Here is a 21,041-nt window from a genome sequence, read left to right on the forward strand (position 1 = left end):
TAAAATGAACAAGATATATACCACCGTCTGGTGCGAATCGCGTCAGCAGTGGGTGGTGACCTCTGAACTGGCCCGCAGCTCCGGTCGCCCGAAGCTGGCGCCGAAGAAAAGCGCCTTGGCGCTACTGCTGGGGGCGATGCTACTGCCATCAGGGCCGGCTATGGCTGTGAATTATGTGGGTGAGACGTTAACGAGTAGTACACAGAATATTAGTTCAGACGATACCGCCACAGACACCACCATCAACAGCGGTGGTACGCAGAACATCTCCAGTGGCGGCACAGCCACTGACACCACCATCAACAGCGGTGGTACGCAGAACATCTCCAGTGGCGGCACAGCCACTGATACCACCATTAACAGCGGCGGCATACAGAACGTCTCCAATGGCGGTACGGTCATTGACACCACCATCAGTGGTGGCCTGCAGAACATCGCCAGTGGTGGCACTGCCATTGGCACGACCATTAACAGTGGTTCTCAGAGTGTTTGGGGTGACAGCACTGCCACAGACACCACCATCAATAGCGGTGGCCGTCAGGGCGTCTATGGTGGCACAGTCGCTGACACCACCATCAACAGCGGTGGCTCGCAGCACGTCTCCGGTGTCGGCACGGCCACAAACACCACCATTAACGGTGGCTTACAGTACGTATCCAGTGGCGGCACAGCCACCTCTACCACCATCAACAGTGGTGGCTATCAAATGGTCAGCAATAATGGTACTGCCACAAGCACCACCGTCAACAGTGGCGGCCGGCAGGATGTCAACAGTGGCGGCACTGCCACCTCTACCACCATCAACAGCGGTGGCAGTCAGAATGTCGCCAGCGACAGCACTGCCACTGCCATCACTGTTAACGGTGGCTGGCAGTACGTCAGCGGTACGGCCACTGACACCACCATCAACAGTGGTGGTATGCAGCAAGTCTTCCGTGATGGTGGCACAGCCACCAATACAACCATTAACAATGGTTATCAGTACGTCTCAGGAACTGCCACAAGCACCACCATCAACAGCGGTGGTCAGCAGTTCGTCTCCAATGGAGGAATAGCCACTGACACCACCATCAACAGCGGTGGTCAGCAGTTCGTCTCCAATGGAGGAATAGCCACTGACACCACCATCAACAGCGGTGGTCAGCAGTTCGTCTCCAATGGAGGAATAGCCACTGACACTACCATTAACATCGGTGGTAATCAGTATGTTTTCGGTGGTACGGCCACAAGCTCCATCCTTAATTATGGTGGCATGCAGCATATCAATGGTGGAGGCTCAGCCTCTGATACAACTATTTACAACGAGGGCATGCAGTGGATTTACAGTGGAGGCTCTGCCGCTGGTACTACCATTAACAGCGGTGGCCTTCAATTAGTCAGTAGTGGTGGCATAGCCACTGACACCACCATCAATGGTGGTCAGTCGTGGCTGTTAACAGGGGCACTGGCAGACGGCAAAACCCAAATTAACACCGGTGGCGAACTGCTGATGGAAGCAGGCTCTGTCGCAGCGGACGTAAACATCACGGGGGGGACTCTCTCAGTCATCGACCTTTCCGATGCCACCGCTTACGCCCCGGCTCAGATTGATAATCTCACCATGGCCGGCGGCAATGTCTCCTTCTTGGGTAACAGCGGGGGAGATTTCGCAACGCTTAACATCTCCGAACTCAACGGTCACGGCAACTTCCTGTTCAATACTTCACTCGCCGAACGTAATGCCAACTTTGTCACCATTGAGCAGGGCAGGGGTAACTTCGGCATTGGTGTGACTGACTCCGGCAAGGAAATTACTGGCCATACTGACCTCACCGTGAACCTGATTCATGATCAAGGCGGTGAAATTGAATTTGAGATGGTCACCGCGTCCGGTCGCAGTACCCGGGCCATTGACGGCGGGACTTACATGTACACGCTGTTCAGTCAACAGGGCAAGGATGACCTGAACGACGGGAATGTCTGGTACTTGGGCGCGATGACGGACGAGCCGGGCGAGGGTGGCAATGGCGAGAAGCCGATGACCACCCCGGCAACAGATGCCGTCCTCGCTATGGCGACAGCTGGGCTAAACGTTATGCGCTCTGAGCTTGATAGCCTGCGCGTCTACCGCAACAGCCAGGACTCCGACCGCAAGCAGGGTGACGGTAACGTCTGGGGCCACTACTTAGGCAAGAAGAGCGCCATCGATAACAGCAACGGCGCGGCCTACAAATTACACCAGAACGGTTTTGAGCTGGGCGGCGATATCGTCACCGGTTTCGATACTGGCCATCTGGTCACCGGTGGCTTTGTCACGTTGTCCAATAACCAAGTCAACCACGAACGCGGCGGCAAAAGTAAGATTGATAGTTACGGCCTCGGCGCTTACGCCACCTGGTACGACAACAGCGGTTTTTATGTTGATGGTGCATTGAAGGCTAACCGTCTCGAGAACAACCTGAATGCACGTATGACCAACGGTGATAGCACTTCGGGCAAGTGGCATCAGTACGCTATCAGCACCGCGCTGGAAGGCGGATATACCTTTAAACCGATGGATAATATGACCATCGAGCCATTCGTGCGCTCCACCGCAACGCATATCAACAACGCCAATGTCACGCTTTCAAACGGCATGAAGGCCGAAACAGGCAAAGCTCGCTCGCTGACTGCGGAAGCGGGTACCCGTTTGGGCACTCAATTTGCGCTGGGCAGCACACAGTTTGCACCGTACTTCAGTGCGAGCGTCGAACAAGAATTTGCCAAGTCGAATACCACCCTCATTAATGGCATCAACAGTTTTGATAACAACCTCAATGGGACTTCTGGCAAATATGCCGCAGGCCTGTCTGCTCAGCTCACAAAGGGCACCACGGTATATGGTGAAATGAGCTACCGTCAGGGAAGCCATATCGAAGAGCCAATTCAGGGTGTGGCGGGTATTCGCGTCAGCTTCTAATCACATCAATAAAAGGAAAGGGGGCTAAGCCCCCTTGTTTATAAATGGATTCAAAAGTGGCCTTTAGCATTGAAACTCGGAATCATTTCTTACGCTTGGCTCTCGAGGCACTTCAGCCATGTGACAACCACGCGCCAGATACCTGCATAATTGACCTTGCCACTCGCCATTCGTTGAAAGATATCCTGCATTGTGTCCAGCGTAATGGCCATGCTAACCGATTTCTGTTTATCGGAAATGCAGGGAAATATTCTCGTGTTTTACTCCCCCTCGTCACGATAGGGAGCCAATCATCATTGGTGGATTATTACGATGCATTACGCTATTGCCCAGGCGTTACCTACGATAGGGCGATGAGCTATCTACTCGCTCTTACCAGCATGGGATGTTTTACACAGAAGGAAAAAAAGACGATTTATGCTTTGATACGTAATGAAACGATGAGCGATGCGGTGAGAGAACTCGGAGTGAATCATAAGATGTTCTATCAAAGGGTAGAGCGGTTGGCAAAAAGGTTGAACATGTCGACTCGGTTACAGGCTCATCAATTCTTCAAACGTGAGTTCCATTCGGATTATGTTCAGGTAAAAATTGACGAGGAATGCCAATTTCCGGTGAGCCAACAGCCCGTAAGAGGCATACCCTGTACGATAGCCCGCTTCGGCGGGTAAGGATTCCTTTTTGCGTCAGGATGTCGCCTTGAGGAAGATGTTGTCAGCACAATCGACTCAATTATTATCTTTTGCTCGTAAATCGAGCACAAGAACACAGGGCTTTGAGATACTGCCGCTTGTCATGAACAAGCCAGAATGGGCTGACTAATGCGCAATTTTAGGAATATCTGTCCTTTTCTGATCTTTTAGTAACAAAAGCGCTAGGTATACTTCGCGCCGTGCCGATAGTGATTTTATTCACATCGGCTCGAGGTTCCGGATGAACAGTTCAATAAAACTCTTAATGATGGCAGTGGTGATAAATTTAAGCGGTTGGGGATTGTTGTTTGCGGCGGGATACGGGATCTGGTTTTTAATTGGCTAGCGTAAAGATAATGCCAGCCGCAAATATTATGCAGCTGGCAATAAATACAATTAACGGCCGAACAGGTCGCGTCTTTTCGGTTTAAACGGCTGAGCAATCAGTACCAGCACCGCGATAATGAGATAGGCGGCAAAAATACCCACCAGCCACTGCGGCATCTCCAGCGATAAAAATTCCCACTGACGAACTGCGCAGTCGCCTGATGCGACAAACACCTGCGGCAACCATTTGTCTAACGGCAGCCAGCTTGGAAAGCGCGCCATAAAATCGCAGGTCATAAACGGTGACGGATGTAGCTGAATCATCGTATGTTCCCACGCCAGCTGCAGGCCGCGAAACGCACTGTAGATCCAGATGAAAATCGCCACGTAGCGCAGCGGACTTTTCGGCGCGATGGCGCCAACCAACCCCGCACCCATGATGCCAAACAGCGCACAGCGTTCATAAATACACAGAACGCACGGTTTCAATAGCATCACGTGCTGGAACCATAATGCCACTAACTCAAGCGCAAAAGCGGTTAAAGCCATTAATAACCAGGCGCTGCGCCCACGTGAGCTCTGGTTTAAATATCGCAACATAATTATTTTTCCTGGAACGAGCGTTTGAAAAAGCAGTGTAAACGAAAACGATGTCCCTGCCATCTGTGGATAAGCAATTATTCGTAAATCGCGAATCAATACCCGGGTAAAAATCCGGGTATTGATAAGCCTATCCAGATTAGTGGGTTATTGATGGCAGTATTAATATTCCTTGGCTCATCATCCAGTCGACAACCGGCTGGAGTGTAAACTGCACGCACAGTAAACCGACACTGGTGAGGACGATGGTGTAAGGCAATGCCATCCACACCATTCGCCCGTAGGACAAGCGGATTAATGGTGCCAGCGCCGAGGTTAACAGGAACAGGAATGCCGCTTGACCATTTGGCGTCGCAACGGAGGGCAGGTTGGTCCCCGTGTTAATTGCCACCGCCAGCATCTCAAATTGCGGCAGGCTAATCGCACCGTTATCCAAAGCCGCTTTTACCTCATTGATGTACACGGTGCCGACGAAGACGTTGTCAGAAATAGACGACAGCAGGCCATTAAACAGATAGAACAGAGAGCGCTGGGCGTCGGCCGGAGCCTGCAAGACGAAGTTGATGATTGGCGCAAACAGATGCTGGTCAATTATCACCGCGACGACGGCAAAAAAGACCGTCAATAGGGCGGTAAATGGCAGCGCCTCGGTAAAGGCTTTACCAATAGCGTGCTCGTCGGTGATGCCGGTAAACGAGGTCGCGAAGATAATCACCGTGAGGCCGATTAAGCCCACTTCAGCCAGATGCAGCGCCAGTGCCAGTACTAGCCAAACACCAATAATCCCCTGAACAATAAGCCGCATGGTCTCCTGCCGCGAGCGCTGCTTGCGACTACGTTCATCATAGTTGTGCAGAATTTGCCGTACCGATTCGGGTAGCTCAGCGCCGTAACCAAAGGCCTTGAACTTCTCCAGCAGGAAACAGGTGAGTATGCCGCAAATGAAGACCGGCACCGTAACCGGAGACATACGCAGGAAAAACTCCCCGAAGTGCCAGCCGGCAACTTTAGCAATGATCAGGTTTTGCGGCTCGCCGACCATGGTCATTACGCCGCCAAGCGCAGTGCCGACACCGGCATGCATCATCAGGCTGCGTAAAAAGGCGCGGAACTGTTCGAGAACCTCGCGGTTGTGTTTGTCGATATGGCTATCGTCGAGCAGATCGTCGTCATCCGGGCGTGAGGTGACCACCTGATGATAGATGCTGTAGAAACCCACGGCGACGCTGATAATAACCGCGACCACCGTCAAGGCATCGAGGAAGGCGGATAAAAATGCCGCGGCGATACAAAAGGCGATAGACAGCAGACGCTTGCTACGAATGTTGAGCAGTAGGCGAGTGAAGATAAACAGCAGCAGCTGCTTCATAAAGTAGATGCCCGCGACCATAAAAATCAGCAGCAGCAGCACTTCTAGGTTAGCGGCAATTTCATTGCGCACGTGCTCGGGGGACGTCATCCCTACTAGCACCGCTTCGATGGCCAGCAGGCCGCCGGGGATCAGTGGGTAGCACTTTAATGCCATCGCCAGGGTGAAGATAAATTCAACAACCAGCAGCCATCCGGCGATAAAGGGATTCAGTAAAAAGACTAACGGATTGATGATTAAGAAAATAATCAGCAGCAGTTTATACCAATCAGGTGATTGGCCTAGAAAGTTGCGCCACAGGGCGCGACCGTAAGAGATTTCCATGACAACTGTCTTCCTCCTGAAAAAGTGATCAATCTTGCCACTAATTAGCGCACACCGCCAGAAAACTCCCGGAAGCCCCATTTCCACCTTCAAAACGAAATGTGAAAAATGAAACGGCGATCCCTTTTTAATTCATCGGCGATGCTATCTGCACTATGTTGGCTCTGGTATGATGAGTCCAATTGCAACGCTGTGTAATGGAATTTTTACTATGGTCATTAAGGCGCAAAGCCCGGCGGGTTTCGCGGAAGAGTATATCGTTGAAAGTATCTGGAATAATCGTTTTCCTCCAGGTTCAATTCTTCCTGCTGAACGTGAACTCTCTGAATTAATTGGTGTGACTCGCACCACCTTACGTGAAGTGTTGCAACGTCTGGCTCGCGATGGTTGGTTAACCATTCAGCACGGCAAGCCAACCAAGGTGAATAACTTCTGGGAAACCTCCGGGCTTAATATCCTTGAAACACTGGCACGCCTCGATCACGATAGCGTCCCTCAACTGATTGATAATCTGCTCTCCGTGCGGACTAATATCGCGACTATCTACATTCGCACTGCCTTCCGCCAACATCCGGACAAAGCGCTGGAAGTGCTGGCGAACGCGCGCGAAGTTGAGGATTACGCCGACGCCTTTGCTGAGCTTGACTACGGTATCTTCCGCGGTCTGGCTTTTGCCTCCGGCAATCCGATCTACGGTCTGATTTTAAACGGCATGAAAGGTCTGTATACCCGTCTGGGTCGTCACTACTTCTCAAGTCCAGAAGCGCGCAGCCTAGCGCTGGGCTTCTATCACCGCTTAACCGAGCTGTGTGAGCAGGGCTTGCATGACCTCGTGTACGAGACAGTGCGTCGTTATGGTCACGATAGCGGTGAGATCTGGCATCGGATGCAGAAAAATCTGCCTAGCGATTTGGCGATTCACGGCCGCTAATCGTTCTGCGACACAAAATAAAACACCCCGGTTATGCCGGGGTGTTTTATTTTAACCATTACAGCGGTAGGCCGGATAAGTGAAGCATCATCCGGCACCGATTGCCGGATGGCGGCGTAAACGCCTTATCCGGCCTACCACTCCCCAGCATTATTACAACGAGTTTGGTCGCGGCGGACAGCGCTCGAGCAACTCAATGCTGCCATCGGCATTCTGTTGCTCCAGATGCACATCAAAGCCCCACAGCCGCTGCACATGTTTGAGAACCTCGCGACGGCCTTTATCCAGCGGCGCACGATTGTGCGGTACATAGCGCAGCGTCAGCGAACGGTCGCCGCGTAAATCCACGTTCCACACCTGAATATTTGGCTCCAAATTGCTGAGATTGTACTGAGAAGAAAGTTGGGCGCGTATCTCCCGATAGCCCTCTTCATTGTGAATCGCCGAAATCTCCAGATAGTTATGCTGATCGTCATCAAGCACAGTAAACATCCTGAAATCGCGCATGATTTTTGGCGACAGGAACTGACTGATAAAGCTCTCATCTTTAAAATCACGCATCGCAAAGTGCAGGGTGGTCAGCCAATCGGATCCAGCGATGTCCGGGAACCAATATTTGTCTTCCTCGGTCGGATTCTGACAAATTCGCTTAATATCCTGGAACATAGCAAAGCCCAGCGCGTAAGGGTTAATGCCGCTATACCACGGGCTGTTATAGGGCGGTTGGAACACCACGTTGGTATGGCTGTGCAAGAACTCCAGCATAAAGCGCTCGGTCACTTTCCCTTCATCGTATAAATGATTGAGGATGGTGTAGTGCCAGAAGGTCGCCCAGCCTTCGTTCATCACCTGGGTCTGCTTCTGCGGATAAAAATACTGGCTAACTTTACGCACGATGCGCAGGATCTCACGCTGCCAAGGCTCCAGCAGCGGGGCGTTCTTCTCCATAAAGTACAGCAGATTTTCCTGCGGCTCAGACGGGTAGCGGCGAGCGGCCTCAGAGGCTTTCTCCTCATCGCGCTTAGGCAGGGTACGCCACAGCATATTCACCTGACTTTGCAGATACTCCTCGCGGCTCTTCTGTCGCGCCTTCTCTTCCTGCAACGAGATTTTCTGCGGACGTTTATAGCGATCCACACCGTAGTTCATCAGCGCGTGGCAGGAGTCGAGCAGTCGCTCCACCTCATCAACGCCGTAACGTTCCTCACAATCGGTGATGTATTTACGGGCAAACAGTAGATAGTCGACGATGGAGCTGGCATCGGTCCAGCTACGGAACAGATAGTTGTTTTTAAAGAAAGAGTTGTGGCCATAGCAGGCGTGCGCCATCACCAGTGCCTGCATGGTAATGGTGTTCTCTTCCATCAGATAGGCAATACACGGATTGGAGTTGATGACGATTTCATATGCCAGACCCTGCTGCCCGTGTTTGTACTGGCGCTCGGTCTCAATGAATTTTTTACCAAACGACCAATGCGGATAGTTAATCGGCATCCCCACGCTGGAATAGGCGTCCATCATCTGCTCGGAGGTAATGACTTCGATTTGATGTGGGTAAGTGTCCAGTCGATACAGCTTTGCTACCCGGTCAATCTCGGCCAGGTAGGTTTCGAGCAGCGGAAACGTCCAGTCGGGTCCATCGCTCAGACGAGTTGCATCCTGATTCATCGAGTCAATCGTAGCCATTAGCGCGCCCTCATTGTTAGCGACCCTCTCTGTCTGGAGAGCCTCAAATAAAGAATAGAACACCGCAGAAAAACTGTAACAACCGGCATTTTTTTTCTTCATGATTAATTCATCTTACGGACGATTTTTTGGCACCTTGGCAGGATTTTATGCTGACAAAAAATATCGGGCAGTAGGAGATCGCAATTTCGCTCTATTTAGGCGTAATGGGCTCTCTGTGAAGTAAGTCACCATAAAAAAAGCCTATGTTGAATAATATTTTCATCTAGGTTATCAATTTGTAATTAGATGATTGTTCTTTTGCTGATTCTGGAGTGGGTTATGCACATTGTCATACTGGGAAGTGGAGTGGTGGGTGTCACCAGCGCTTGGTATTTAAGTCAGGCGGGGCATCAGGTCACGGTTATCGATCGTGAGGCGGGACCGGCGCTAGAAACCAGTGCCGCCAACGCCGGACAGATTTCGCCGGGCTACGCTGCGCCGTGGGCGGCACCTGGCGTGCCGTTAAAAGCGATTAAATGGATGTTCCAGCGCCATGCGCCGCTGGCGATACGTCTTGATGGCACCGGTTTCCAATTGAAATGGATGTGGCAGATGCTGCGCAACTGCGACACCCGACATTATATGGAAAACAAAGGGCGCATGGTTCGCCTAGCGGAGTACAGCCGTGACTGCCTGAAAACCCTGCGAGATACCACCGGGATCAGCTACGAAGGACGTCAGGGCGGCACCTTACAGCTGTTCCGTACCGCTCAACAATACGAAAACGCCACCCGTGATATCGCGGTGCTGGAAGATGCGGGCGTTCCGTATCAGCTACTGGAGGCCTCGCGTCTGGCGGAGGTTGAACCGGCGCTGGCCGATGTGGCGCATAAGCTCACCGGCGGGCTGCGTTTACCTAATGACGAAACCGGCGACTGCCAACTCTTTACCCAAAGGCTTGCCAAAATGGCCGAACAGGCGGGAGTAGAGTTCCGCTTCAATACGCCGGTCGACAGTTTGATTGAAGACGGCGGCCGCATCGTGGGCGTGAAGTGCGGCGACGAAACGGTGACGGCGGATGCCTACGTGATGGCCTTTGGTTCCTACTCAACCGCCATGCTCAAAGGGCTGGTGGATATTCCCGTCTATCCGCTAAAAGGTTATTCGCTGACCATTCCGATTGTTGAAGAGAGCGGCGCGCCGGTTTCGACTATCCTTGATGAAACCTACAAAATTGCCATCACCCGTTTTGATAATCGTATTCGCGTCGGCGGCATGGCAGAAATTGTTGGCTTCAATACCGAGCTGCTGCAACCCCGCCGTGAAACGCTGGAGATGGTGGTGGGCGATCTCTTCCCACGCGGCGGCAAAATTGCCGAAGCGACCTTCTGGACCGGACTGCGCCCGATGACGCCGGACGGCACGCCGGTAGTCGGTAAAACGGCATTCAAAAACCTGTGGCTCAATACCGGCCACGGTACGCTGGGCTGGACCATGTCGTGCGGTTCCGGCCAGCTGTTGAGTGATTTGATGTCTGGCCGTACGCCAGCTATTCCCTATGATGATCTGAGCGTTGCTCGCTACTCACCGGGATTCACGCCTGCCCGTGCGCAGCATCTGCATGGCGCACACCAATAAGGAGAACGCATGTCTCGTCCCGTGCTCGCCAGCCTCGACCTGCAGGCGTTACGCAATAACTTAGCCATTGTTCGCCGGGCGGCGGGTGGTGCTCGTATCTGGTCGGTGGTCAAGGCGAATGCCTATGGACACGGACTGGATCGCGTTTGGAACGCCTTACGGGAGACCGATGGCTTTGCGATGCTCAATCTGGAAGAGGCCATCTTACTGCGCGAACGCGGCTGGAAAGGGCCGATTCTGCTGCTTGAAGGCTTCTTCCATGCTGATGAGCTGGCGCTGTTTGATAAATATCGCCTGACCACCAGCGTGCACAGCAACTGGCAGCTTAAGGCGCTGCAAACCGCGAAGCTGCATTCGCCGATTGATATCTACCTCAAGGTGAATAGCGGCATGAATCGGCTGGGATTTGCCCCGGAGCGAATTCATACCGTCTGGCAGCAGCTGCGCGGTATGAGCAACGTCGGCTCGATGACCCTGATGTCGCATTTTGCGCAGGCGGAAAACACCGACGGGGTAATTGAGCCGATGCAGCGCATTGAGCAGGCGGCAGAAGGGCTCGACTGCCCGCGCTCGTTGGCAAACTCGGCGGCTACGCTATGGCATCCGCAAACGCATTTTGACTGGGTACGCCCGGGGATAGTGCTCTACGGTGCGTCGCCGTCCGGCCAGTGGCAGGACATCGCCAACAGTGGCCTGAAGCCGGTAATGACCTTGAGCAGCGAAATTATTGGCATTCAAAACCTGAAGCCGGGTGATGCGGTGGGTTACGGCAGCCGCTATCGGGCAACGCAGGAGCAGCGGATAGGCATCGTGGCCTGCGGTTATGCCGATGGTTACCCGCGGATTGCCGCCAATGGCACACCGGTTCTGGTCGATGGCATTCGCACCGGCACGGTAGGTGCTATCTCGATGGATATGTTAGCGGTTGATTTAACGCCGTGTCCGCAGGCTGGGATTGGTACGCCGGTTGAGCTGTGGGGCAAGGAGATTAAAATCGATGAGGTCGCCGCCAGCGCGGGCACGGTAGGATACGAGCTCATGTGCGCCGTGGCACCGCGCGTGCCAGTTGTGACGGTGTAACTTTCACTCATTGCCCGGTGGCGCAAGCTTACCGGGCCTACGATGTGGAACTGATATTGTAGGCCGGATAAGCGCAGCGCCATCCGGCACCGCAGACTACTCCGTTTCTTCCTCTGCCACTCGAACGCCGACTTTCAACACCTGATTTTCTTGTTTTTCCGCCACCGTCCAAATCATGCCGGCAAACTCAACTTGGTCACCGACCACCGGTGCGGCCCCCAGCAGATGTTCAATCAGTGAGCCAAGCGACTGTTGGTTATCACGAAACTCTTCGCCGCCGTCCAGCCCGTAGATTAGGGCAACGTCCGCAAACCTCACCCCGGCCTCCAGAATAAAGTCACCGAAGAAGCTTTGATCGAGAGCGACCGGAGGCGACTGGCTAAACATTTTGCCCAACGAAGGCAGGTCACGTTCGCGGCCAATGACGCACAGAATATCGTTTTCCCGCAGGCGGGTGCTGCCGGTAGGATGCAGCAGTACATTGTCACGGAACAGTGCGGCAATACGGGTTTCCTGCGGCATATGCAGATCGCGCAGCGCCGCGCCCACACACCATTTATCGGCGCTTAGCTGATAGACGAACTGCTCCCACGGATTGTCCGGGTGAATATCCAGCCCAACGCGGGAAATCGGCCAGCCGACCGGTGGTACCACCACGCGGGCCTTTTTCGCCGCCCACGACAGCGATGTGCCTTGCAGCAGCAGCGAAATTAACACCACGAAGAAGGCAACGTTAAAGAACAACCGCGCATTCTCAAGCCCAGCCATCATCGGGAATACGGCGAGGATGATAGGCACCGCGCCGCGCAAACCAACCCAGCTGATAAAAGTACGCTCACGCAGGTTAAAGCCACGGAACGGCAGCAACCCGGCAAAGACCGACAGCGGTCGGGCGATAAAAATCATCCAGATGGAAAGCAGCAGCGCCGGAATGGCAATCGGCAACAGATCCGATGGCGTGACTAACAGACCCAGCACAAGGAACATGGCGATTTGCGCCAGCCACGCCAGGCCGTCAAAGTTTTGCAGAATGCCAAAGCGGTTGCGAATAGGGCGGTTGCCGAGGAGAAAACCGCACAGGTAAACCGCCAGAATTCCGCTGCCATTCAAGGTGGTGGTGACGGCGAAAATCATGATCCCGCCGCTTAACGCCAGCAGCGGATACAGTCCAGCGGGCAGGGAAATGCGGTTAATCATTTGCAGCAACAGATAGCCGCCGCCTAGGCCGAACGCAATCCCGAGGCCGAACTGTTGAATGATATGCACGAGGAACATCCAGCTCAGGCCGCTTTCGTGCTGCTGGATCATTGAAATCAGGGTAATGGTCAGGAAGACCGCCATCGGATCGTTACTGCCGGATTCGATTTCAAGCGTGGAGCCGACACGTTCGTTAAGCCCCTTGCCGCCAAGCAGCGAGAACACTGCTGCGGCGTCGGTAGAGCCCACTATCGCGCCAATTAATAAACCTTCCATCAGGTCGAGCTTAAACAGCCAGGCCGCCATCATGCCGGTTAGTCCGGAGGTGATCAGCACGCCAATCGTCGCCAGCGACAGCGCCGGGCCTAACGCTACGCGAAAGGAGCTGGCCTGGGTGCGCATCCCGCCGTCCAGCAGGATCACTGCCAGCGCCAGGTTACTCACCATATAGGCGAAAGGATAGTTATCGAAGGGGATGCCGCCAATACCGTCAACGCCCGCCAGCATGCCGATGGCTAAAAAGATAACCAAAATTGGAATACCTAGGCGTGAGGAAAATGAGCTTAAGAGAATACTGCAGGTTACTAAGACCGAACCCAAAATAAAGAGACTAATGACTGCCGTGGCGTCCAATGTTCACGCACTCCCCGTAAACGTGCAAGCTAGTGACAAAACGTTACCATAATTAGTGCGTAAGCATTGGACTAATAAGCGGTGATTATTGTTTTTTATTCAACTATCACCGGATGGCCGGTCAGCGTCAGCGTGGAACGCCCCATATTGTGGCTTAGTTGCGCCTGCGCGCCCAAAGGAAGCGTCACGGTGCGCGGTTCATGACCGAAATCGAGGCCGCTAATCACTGGAATTGACAACCTTGAACGCAGATAGTCGTACATCGTCTCAAGATCGTAACCGTCGTCATAGTCGTTCGGACTGGCGCCGGTAAAGCTGCCCAGCACGATGGCGCGCTGGCGCGGTAAAATGCCGGCATTTAGTAGCTGCAACAGCATGCGTTCAACGCGGAACGGGTGCTCGTTAATGTCTTCAAGCACCAGAATGCCGTCGCGGATCTCCGGCATCCACGGCGTGCCGATAAGCGACACGATCATCGCCAGGTTTCCGCCCCACAGTGTCCCTTCAGTGCAGCACTGCGGCCCATCGCCTTGCCATTCCACGGAAAATGTAGGATGACGCAGGGCGCGCCAGAAATGCGTCTCGGTAAAATCGTTGGCGCTTTCCGCGCCGAAATTGCCTGCCAGCATCGGGCCGCTAAAGGTCACCACGTTGCCTTTTGCCAAGAGGCCAAACTGAATGGCAGTGAAGTCGCTGTGGCCGCAAATAAGCAGCGGGTTTTGCTGCTGGCGAGCAATCAACGACGCCCAGTCAATGCTATCCAGCAAACGGCTGGCACCGTAACCGCCGCGCACCGGCATCACAATCTGATTTTTGCCGTGGAGATTGGCAAGCGCGTTGATATCTGCCAGTCTCTCGGCCTCGGTCCCGGCAAAACGCTGGCTGCGTCTTGGAATGACCTGCTGGTTCATTATCTGATGCCCGAGCGACTCTAATCGCGCAACGCCACGCTGTGCGGCGGCCTGGTTGATGCAGTAACCGGATGGGGCGATAAGATGGAACGAAGACATGGCATTTCCTTGCTGAGAATGAACGGGTATCATGCCGCCTGAGCCAGTGGTTGTCATTAACGACAGCAAAGTTCAGCTAAAAGGATAGATGCGTGAAATTAAGATGGTTTGCTTTTTTAATTGTATTACTTGCCGGGTGTAGCTCTAAATCGGATTACCGCAATCCGCCGTGGAACCCAGAAGTTCCGGTAAAACGCGCGATGCAGTGGATGCCCATTACTGAAAAAGCTGGTGCGGCATGGGGCGTTAGCCCACGTCTTATTACCGCCATTATTGCCGTTGAATCCGGTGGCAACCCAACGCTTGTGAGTAAATCCAATGCGGTGGGGCTGATGCAGCTTAAAGCGTCAACCTCCGGTCTTGATGTTTATCGTCATATGGGATGGAGCGGTCAGCCGTCAACTAGCGAGCTGAAAAACCCAGAGCGCAATATTTCGATGGGCGCGGCCTACCTGAGCATTTTGGAACATGGATCGCTGGCGGGCATTACCGATCCGCAGGTCATGCAATATGCGCTGGTGGTCTCCTACGCCAACGGCGCGGGCGCACTGCTGCGAACCTTCTCGTCGGATCGTAAAAAAGCCATCTCTAAAATCAACGACCTGGACGCGGATGAATTCTTCGACCACGTTGTGAAGAATCATCCAGCGCCTCAGGCTCCTCGCTATATCTGGAAAGTGCAAAAAGCGATGGATGCGATGTAATTAGCGAACGTTATTCGCGCGTTCCCGCGCCTCACGCTCCAGCGAGAAGATAATTCGCTGGAGCGAGCGTTCAAGCCCCGGATTCATATACAGAAAACGGAAGCTCAGGCGCGGTGTCACAATCGTTTCATTCTTGCCATCGACCACTTTGCGCTCGCTGATAGCCAGCAACTGCACGTCAAAACGAAAACGTCCCCATTGCCCCATATCCAGTTCGATCTCTTTAAGTTCCATCCCCGGAACCAGCATCTCTGGCGGCGGCGCGTCAAGTAAGGCCCCCATGCCACCGAGCGACAAATCAAACAGACGAAAGCGTAGTATCTGCTTATTCGGCAGGGTGGCGCTGCCGTAATAGGCAGGATACAGCGGGGCGGGAATACGGAAATATTCACGGCGCTGGATAAACCATACCGCAGGCGGGGTGGGCATCACGAACGCCGGCAGGCCCTGATAATTCTCAACCTGCATCTGCGGCACCGTGAACTCAATTTTTGCGCCATTGGTTTCGGCAACCATCGCGATATTTTTCGCCGTTAGCGCGGCGTGGTTATCCTCTTCGCGGCTACCAAAATCGATGATCAGCTGCTGCTGGCTGACGTCAAGAATACGGCTAATAAACTGTCGGGAAGACCAGCTTACGCGCAACGCGGCATTAGAGTGCTGAAGATCGCGCAGAACGTTTAGCACCGCGAGCGGATTTTGCTTAAGAAACTGTGTGTTGTGCTCACTCACCGGGAATGGCTCCTGAATGGCAGACTCTTCATTATGTATCGGCGTCGGCCAACAGAACTTCAGCACCGTCATGAAAATATTTAACATTTCCGCAGGTTAGGGCGGTGTAAAGCACTTAAGTCAGTGTCTACGTCAATTTTCGTATTCGTACGTATAAAATATCGTCGTCTTACCAGGTATTTTAAGAACAATTACCTATACTTGAAACATTAGCGGCGCAGAATGTCGGCGCTTTTATTGGTGTTTAATGGAACTGAAGAGGTGGGAAAATGGGTATTATTGCCTGGATTATTTTTGGTCTGATTGCCGGTATTATTGCCAAACTGATTATGCCGGGGCGCGATGGGGGTGGATTCTTTCTCACCTGTATCCTAGGGATCGTCGGTGCGGTAGTCGGCGGCTGGTTGGCGACCACCTTTGGTCTCGGTGGCAGCGTTAGCGGATTTAACCTGCACAGCTTCCTGGTTGCGGTCGTGGGCGCCATCGTCGTGCTGGCCGTTTTCCGCCTGATTCGTCGCGAATAATGCGCTGACAAAGCTCCGAAAGGAGTCAGAAAAAGCCAGTCGGTGAAAGCCGACCGGCTTTTTTTATGTCTCTTGTTTTGATCCTTCTTGGGCAAGTGCGGCCTCAGTGTAGAGATAACCAATCCCCATGACCTGCTGCGCCCGACTCAATTGCCCGAAGTTTATCTGCGTGGCGTGACGCACAAGGCCCTCGTTGCGGTCAAACGGCGTGAAGCCGATACGCTGTTTAATGGTGGCAAGCCAGCTTTCACCAAACCCGCAGCTACGACCATAAAACCAAATCTGGTTAATATTAAGGATATTGAGAAAGTTATACAGACTCAGACCAATGGCGTTGGCGGCATCTTCCACCCAACGTATCACCCGCTCATCGCCAGCATGCCAAGAATCGATTAACTGCTGCGAACGCAACTTCTCCGGATCTTGTTGGTGTAATTCGGGGGCGGATTTTAGCCAGATACGCGCCTGTTTTTTCAGCGCCGACAGCGACGCCACCGTTTCTAGGCAGCCATAACGTCCGCAATCACACAGCGCCCCGTCGGGTGCGACGATGGTGTGGCCGATTTGTCCGCTGCCGTACAGATTGCCGCGATAAATCTGCCCGTTGATAACGAACGACGACCCGATGCCGTAATCGACGTTGATCACGCAAAAATCATTGCGATTGCCCGGATTTTGCCACTTCTCCGCCAGCGCCAGCATTACACAGTCGTTGTCTAATTTAACCGTCACGCCGAGCTTCTCTTCCAGCAGATATTTAATTTCCAGATTTTCGTGCCACGGCGCCTGCGGCATGGTTTGCGAGACGCCGGTGACCGGATCGACCTGGCCGTGAATGCCGAGGGCCAGATTCAGCGTTTTGCCAGGCATGCGGCGGGCATGCGCCAGCCAAATGGATTCAATCGCGCTCAGCAGCGACTGCGGCGTAGGGGCCACAATGGCGCGATGCGTAAACTCCCCGCAGGCAGAAAGCTGGGCATCGCAAAGCTGGCTCTCGATGCTGTGCGGCGTCACGTTCATACACAGAATAAACGCGCCATCCGGGGGGATCTGGTAGCTGCCGCTGTTAAGCCCCCGACTGCTGAGGTTCTCGCAAGAGTGGCTCAACCGACCATCCAGCACCAACTCATCAAGAATTTTGCTGACCGCTGGAATCGACAGCCCGGTGTGCTGGGCAAACTGCGATTTGCTCAGCCGCTTATGCCGCCATACCAGCCGCAGTAGCGCCTGCCGGTTGTGCTGGCGCACCCGCTGATTATTCAGACCTGAGCCCTGCATTTCACTAAACCTCGTTAACTATATTGCGTGAGCATTAAGCGATTAAAACAGAACTCGCTGCGACAAACTGTCGGCATTCGCCCATTCACTATTATTTGTTTACTGGAGAAGGATTATGTACGGAGCCGTCAAGGTCTGGCAGGAAACGCTCACACTCCCCACGTGGACGACAGGTCAGGAAGATCCGAACCCGATGTTTTTAGAAAACCGCGTGTATCAGGGCTCGTCCGGCGCGGTGTATCCCTACGGCGTCATTGACACGCTGACCGGCAACAAAGAGCCGCGCAACTACCAGGCGGTATGGATAGAAAATGATTTTATCCGCATCCTGCTGCTGCCAGAGCTGGGTGGGCGTATTCATCGAGCGTATGACAAAGTGAATCAGCGTGATTTTGTCTACTACAACGAAGTGGTCAAACCCGCGCTCGTCGGGCTGCTGGGGCCGTGGATTTCCGGGGGAATCGAATTCAACTGGCCGCAGCACCATCGGCCAACCACCTTTATGCCGGTTGATGTCTCAATCCAGAAGGGCGAAAACGGCGAACAAACGGTGTGGCTGGGGGAAGTGGAGCCGATGCGTGGCCTGCAGGTGATGGCCGGATTCACGCTCTATCCTGACCGAGCGCTGGTGGAAATTACCGGCAAAGTCTTTAACGGCAATGCTACCCCGCGTCATTTCCTCTGGTGGGCTAACCCGGCGGTGAAGGGGGGCGATGACCATCAAAGCATTTTCCCACCGGATGTGACCGCCGTATTTGACCACGGCAAACGCGCCGTCTCGGCGTTTCCTATCGCCACGGGAACCTACTACAAAGTCGATTACTCGGCGGGCGTTGATATCTCACGCTACAAAAATGTGCCCGTGCCAACGTCCTACATGGCAGAAAAATCAGACTACGATTTTGTCGGTGCCTATCACCACGGGGAGCAGGGTGGTTTGTTGCACGTTGCCGACCATCACGTTTCTCCGGGCAAAAAACAGTGGAGCTGGGGCCACGGCGATTTCGGCCAAGCCTGGGATCGCAACCTGACCGACGACAACGGCCCTTACATTGAGCTGATGACCGGTGTCTTCACCGATAACCAACCGGATTTCAGCTGGCTTGCGCCGTACGAAGAAAAAGTGTTCGTGCAAAACTTCCTGCCCTACAGCGGATTAGGGCGCGTACACAACGCCAGTGCGGAGTTAGCAATAAAACTCGAACGTGCCGATAACCAACTTCATGTCGGCGTCTATGCGGTAACGCCGCTGCCGACGGTCAGCGTGGTGCTTAGCGCCGAGGGCGTACCGCTGTGGGAAACGGTGATTTCGTTGCAGCCGGGTGAATGCTGGCAGCAGACGCTCGCCGATAGCTATCCGCAGCGTCTGACCTTGACCGTCACCGCCGCCGATGGCCGTTCTTTGCTGCAATACGACGAACATCAGCCGAAAGAAACGCCGCTACCGGATGCCGCCACGGCGCCGCTACTGCCGGAAGCGCTCGACAACCTTGATGAGCTTTATTTCATCGGCCAGCACCTCGAACAGTACAACCACGCTAGCCGCCGCGCTGAAGATTACTACCGTCGCGCGCTGGCGCTCGATCCGCTGGACTATCGCAATAACGTCGCCTTAGGTTCGTTACTGCTTAACGCTGCCGATTGGCAAGGCGCGCAGCGCTGCGCCGAAGCGGCGCTGGAACGCGCACACCGGTTAAACAAAAACCCGCGCGATGGTGACGCCAGCATGCTGCTTGCCACGGCGCTTGAGCGTCAGGGCGATGACGTTCGCACTTGGGATCACTACTACAAAGCAAGCTGGAGTGGAAACTGTCGCGACGCGGCGTTCTGGGCGTTGGCAAGACTTGCGATGAAGAAGGGCGACTACCGTGATGCGCTGAGCAAAGTAGAGCAGAGCCTGCGTTTTAACGGCAGTAATAATCTGGCGATGGGGCTAAAAGCGCTGGTGTTGGCAAAACTGCAACGTGGTGACGAGGCGAAAAGCTGGATTAGCGCGCAGCTTGCCGCTTACCCGCTAAGTTATCCGCTGCACTACGCGCGCTGGGCGCTTGGCGAGAGCGATGATGAAGCCCTGCGCACGCTCACCGGACGACGCGGCATGAATGCCAGCTATCTTGCCGGCTGGTTGATGTCACTGGGACAAAAATCACAGGCCGTGGAATTACTGGCGGTACTCGATAGCCCGGAAACCCTGCCGATGCTCTGGCGCGCTGCGCTGGGTGATTCGCGCGAACCGTTCCTACAACAGGCCGAAAACTGCTTTACCCATCGGGTGCGCTTCCCGAACACCCTCGATGAAGTGCAGATGCTGCAACAGCTCCAGGACGACAGCTTTGCCTGCTACCTGCTTGGCTGCTTCTGGTACAGCTTACGGCGTTACGACGATGCGGTGGCCTGCTGGCAGCAAACGCTGTCCAAGCGTCCTGATTTTGCCCCCGCGCAGCGTCTGCTGGGGATCTATTACTGGAATAAACAACACGATGCCGTTACCGCCGAACGCTATCTTGCCCAAGCGGTGGCGCTGGAACCGAGTAACGCCCGTTTCCTGTTCGAACGGGATTGTCTGGCAAAACTGACCGCCCAGCCGACGTCCACACGCTTAACTAGCCTCGCCGCGAGCCAAGAGGTGGTGTTCGATCGTGACGATCTCACCGCAGAACTGCTGAGCCTGTGGAATATCACGGGTCAATGGCAGAAGGCCGCAAACGTGTTGCGCGACCGGGTGTTCCATCCGTGGGAGGGCGGCGAAGGCAAAATAACCGGGCAATATTTGCAAAACCAGATGCATCGCGCATTGGCGCTGATGGCCGCAGGTGAATGGGCCGATGGGCAAACGCTGCTGCGCCAAGCGCTTCACTACCCTCACAACTTGGGCGAGGGGCGTTTGCCGGGGCAAACGGATAATGACATTTGGTATCTGCTGGGCGTCTGCGCACAACGCGCAGGCGATCTTGCCGAGTCACAGCGCTGCTATACCTTGGCGTTGCAGGGCGACTCCACGCTCGATGCCGGTCGCTATTACAACGATCAGCCGGTGGATTACCTCTTTTGGCAGGGCATGGCGATGCGTGCACTGGGCGATGATGCGGCGGCAAATGCACATTTCTCCCGCTTTAAAGAGTGGGTTGCGGCCCAGAGCGACGCGCTGCCGGAAACCGACTTTTTTGCCGTTTCGCTGCCCGACCTCGTGGCGCTGGATGGCAATCCGCAATCACGTCATCAACAGCACTGCCTGTTTATCAAAATGCTGGCTGAGATTGGCTTTGGCGAAATTGCCAACGCTCAGCAGACCCTTGATGAGCTGCTGGCGTTAAACCCGGCCCACGACAAAGCGCATTTACTCCGTCACGTGCTGAGTACCGATGTTGTGAGCTAACAACTCGCCCGGCGGCTCTC

Annotated in this window: 15 protein-coding genes; 8 read left to right on the forward strand and 7 right to left on the reverse strand. The window is 54.1% G+C overall.

Annotated features, from left to right (window positions below; translation table 11 throughout):
- Positions 1-4: 4 nt before the first annotated feature.
- Both AB4K05_RS14790 and AB4K05_RS14795 read left to right on the forward strand, forming a co-directional pair.
- On the forward strand, positions 5-2,938 hold the full coding sequence (locus AB4K05_RS14790; RefSeq protein WP_368480696.1) for an autotransporter outer membrane beta-barrel domain-containing protein: 2,934 nt from the start codon (positions 5-7) through the stop codon (positions 2,936-2,938).
- A 44-nt stretch (positions 2,939-2,982) separates the two neighbouring features.
- On the forward strand, positions 2,983-3,609 hold the full coding sequence (locus tag AB4K05_RS14795; RefSeq protein ID WP_368480697.1) for a hypothetical protein: 627 nt from the start codon (positions 2,983-2,985) through the stop codon (positions 3,607-3,609).
- 417 nt (positions 3,610-4,026) lie between these two features.
- Here AB4K05_RS14795 and dsbB read toward each other — a convergent pair whose 3' ends face one another.
- Together dsbB and nhaB are read right to left on the reverse strand one after the other, a co-directional pair.
- On the reverse strand, positions 4,027-4,557 hold the full coding sequence (gene dsbB, locus AB4K05_RS14800) for a disulfide bond formation protein DsbB (RefSeq protein ID WP_368480698.1): 531 nt from the start codon (positions 4,555-4,557) through the stop codon (positions 4,027-4,029).
- Between the two features lie 139 nt (positions 4,558-4,696).
- The gene (nhaB, locus tag AB4K05_RS14805) at positions 4,697-6,250 is read right to left on the reverse strand and encodes a Na(+)/H(+) antiporter NhaB (RefSeq protein ID WP_368480699.1); all 1,554 of its coding nucleotides are present in this window, start codon (positions 6,248-6,250) and stop codon (positions 4,697-4,699) included.
- Positions 6,251-6,461: 211 nt separating this feature from the next.
- On the opposite strand from nhaB, the gene fadR reads away from it, so the two are divergent.
- Positions 6,462-7,181: a fatty acid metabolism transcriptional regulator FadR gene (fadR, locus tag AB4K05_RS14810; RefSeq protein WP_368480955.1), complete on the forward strand. Its 720-nt coding sequence runs from the start codon at positions 6,462-6,464 to the stop codon at positions 7,179-7,181.
- A gap of 153 nt (positions 7,182-7,334) precedes the next feature.
- Here the strand turns inward: fadR and AB4K05_RS14815 are convergent, their stop codons facing one another.
- Entirely contained in the window at positions 7,335-8,867 is a 1,533-nt protein-coding gene (locus AB4K05_RS14815) for a SpoVR family protein (RefSeq protein ID WP_368480700.1), read from the reverse strand.
- A 321-nt stretch (positions 8,868-9,188) separates the two neighbouring features.
- On the opposite strand from AB4K05_RS14815, the gene AB4K05_RS14820 reads away from it, so the two are divergent.
- Together AB4K05_RS14820 and dadX are read left to right on the forward strand one after the other, a co-directional pair.
- On the forward strand, positions 9,189-10,487 hold the full coding sequence (locus AB4K05_RS14820) for a D-amino acid dehydrogenase (RefSeq protein ID WP_368480701.1): 1,299 nt from the start codon (positions 9,189-9,191) through the stop codon (positions 10,485-10,487).
- Between the two features lie 9 nt (positions 10,488-10,496).
- Positions 10,497-11,567 (forward strand): catabolic alanine racemase DadX, encoded by a 1,071-nt coding sequence (gene dadX / locus AB4K05_RS14825; protein ID WP_368480702.1) that lies wholly within the window; start codon positions 10,497-10,499, stop codon positions 11,565-11,567.
- A gap of 96 nt (positions 11,568-11,663) precedes the next feature.
- Here dadX and AB4K05_RS14830 read toward each other — a convergent pair whose 3' ends face one another.
- Positions 11,664-13,397 carry a potassium/proton antiporter gene (locus AB4K05_RS14830; protein WP_368480703.1) on the reverse strand — a complete coding sequence of 578 codons (1,734 nt, stop codon included), beginning with the start codon at positions 13,395-13,397 and terminating at the stop codon, positions 11,664-11,666.
- A gap of 95 nt (positions 13,398-13,492) precedes the next feature.
- A complete protein-coding gene (gene ldcA, locus AB4K05_RS14835) occupies positions 13,493-14,407 on the reverse strand; it encodes a muramoyltetrapeptide carboxypeptidase (protein WP_368480704.1) in 915 nt (304 codons plus the stop codon).
- A gap of 92 nt (positions 14,408-14,499) precedes the next feature.
- Between ldcA and emtA the strand changes: the two genes are divergently transcribed.
- The gene (gene emtA / locus AB4K05_RS14840) at positions 14,500-15,111 is read left to right on the forward strand and encodes a membrane-bound lytic murein transglycosylase EmtA (protein ID WP_368480705.1); all 612 of its coding nucleotides are present in this window, start codon (positions 14,500-14,502) and stop codon (positions 15,109-15,111) included.
- Here the strand turns inward: emtA and AB4K05_RS14845 are convergent, their stop codons facing one another.
- Positions 15,112-15,843 carry a flagellar brake protein gene (locus tag AB4K05_RS14845; RefSeq protein ID WP_368480956.1) on the reverse strand — a complete coding sequence of 244 codons (732 nt, stop codon included), beginning with the start codon at positions 15,841-15,843 and terminating at the stop codon, positions 15,112-15,114. It abuts the gene before it with no gap.
- Positions 15,844-16,112: 269 nt separating this feature from the next.
- On the opposite strand from AB4K05_RS14845, the gene AB4K05_RS14850 reads away from it, so the two are divergent.
- Positions 16,113-16,367, forward strand: coding sequence for a GlsB/YeaQ/YmgE family stress response membrane protein (locus AB4K05_RS14850; protein WP_368480706.1), 255 nt, complete (start codon positions 16,113-16,115; stop codon positions 16,365-16,367).
- Positions 16,368-16,430: 63 nt separating this feature from the next.
- On the opposite strand, the gene AB4K05_RS14855 is transcribed toward AB4K05_RS14850, so the two are convergent.
- Positions 16,431-17,645, reverse strand: coding sequence for an ROK family protein (locus AB4K05_RS14855; protein WP_368480707.1), 1,215 nt, complete (start codon positions 17,643-17,645; stop codon positions 16,431-16,433).
- A 115-nt stretch (positions 17,646-17,760) separates the two neighbouring features.
- On the opposite strand from AB4K05_RS14855, the gene AB4K05_RS14860 reads away from it, so the two are divergent.
- Positions 17,761-21,021 carry a DUF5107 domain-containing protein gene (locus AB4K05_RS14860; protein WP_368480708.1) on the forward strand — a complete coding sequence of 1,087 codons (3,261 nt, stop codon included), beginning with the start codon at positions 17,761-17,763 and terminating at the stop codon, positions 21,019-21,021.
- Positions 21,022-21,041: the final 20 nt, after the last annotated feature.

The organism is Kluyvera sp. STS39-E, assembly GCF_040932435.1.
Lineage (GTDB): Bacteria > Pseudomonadota > Gammaproteobacteria > Enterobacterales > Enterobacteriaceae > Kluyvera.

Bases quoted from the DNA above. Each gene is read 5' to 3' on its own strand.
- dsbB (WP_368480698.1), bottom strand. From the start codon at position 4,557: ATGTTGCGATATTTAAACCAGAGCTCACGTGGGCGCAGCGCCTGGTTA.
- AB4K05_RS14860 (WP_368480708.1), top strand. From the start codon at position 17,761: ATGTACGGAGCCGTCAAGGTCTGGCAGGAAACGCTCACACTCCCCACG.
- fadR (WP_368480955.1), top strand. From the start codon at position 6,462: ATGGTCATTAAGGCGCAAAGCCCGGCGGGTTTCGCGGAAGAGTATATC.
- AB4K05_RS14795 (WP_368480697.1), top strand. From the start codon at position 2,983: ATGGATTCAAAAGTGGCCTTTAGCATTGAAACTCGGAATCATTTCTTA.
- AB4K05_RS14850 (WP_368480706.1), top strand. From the start codon at position 16,113: ATGGGTATTATTGCCTGGATTATTTTTGGTCTGATTGCCGGTATTATT.
- nhaB (WP_368480699.1), bottom strand. From the start codon at position 6,250: ATGGAAATCTCTTACGGTCGCGCCCTGTGGCGCAACTTTCTAGGCCAA.
- AB4K05_RS14855 (WP_368480707.1), bottom strand. From the start codon at position 17,645: ATGCAGGGCTCAGGTCTGAATAATCAGCGGGTGCGCCAGCACAACCGG.
- dadX (WP_368480702.1), top strand. From the start codon at position 10,497: ATGTCTCGTCCCGTGCTCGCCAGCCTCGACCTGCAGGCGTTACGCAAT.
- ldcA (WP_368480704.1), bottom strand. From the start codon at position 14,407: ATGTCTTCGTTCCATCTTATCGCCCCATCCGGTTACTGCATCAACCAG.
- AB4K05_RS14790 (WP_368480696.1), top strand. From the start codon at position 5: ATGAACAAGATATATACCACCGTCTGGTGCGAATCGCGTCAGCAGTGG.
- AB4K05_RS14820 (WP_368480701.1), top strand. From the start codon at position 9,189: ATGCACATTGTCATACTGGGAAGTGGAGTGGTGGGTGTCACCAGCGCT.
- AB4K05_RS14815 (WP_368480700.1), bottom strand. From the start codon at position 8,867: ATGGCTACGATTGACTCGATGAATCAGGATGCAACTCGTCTGAGCGAT.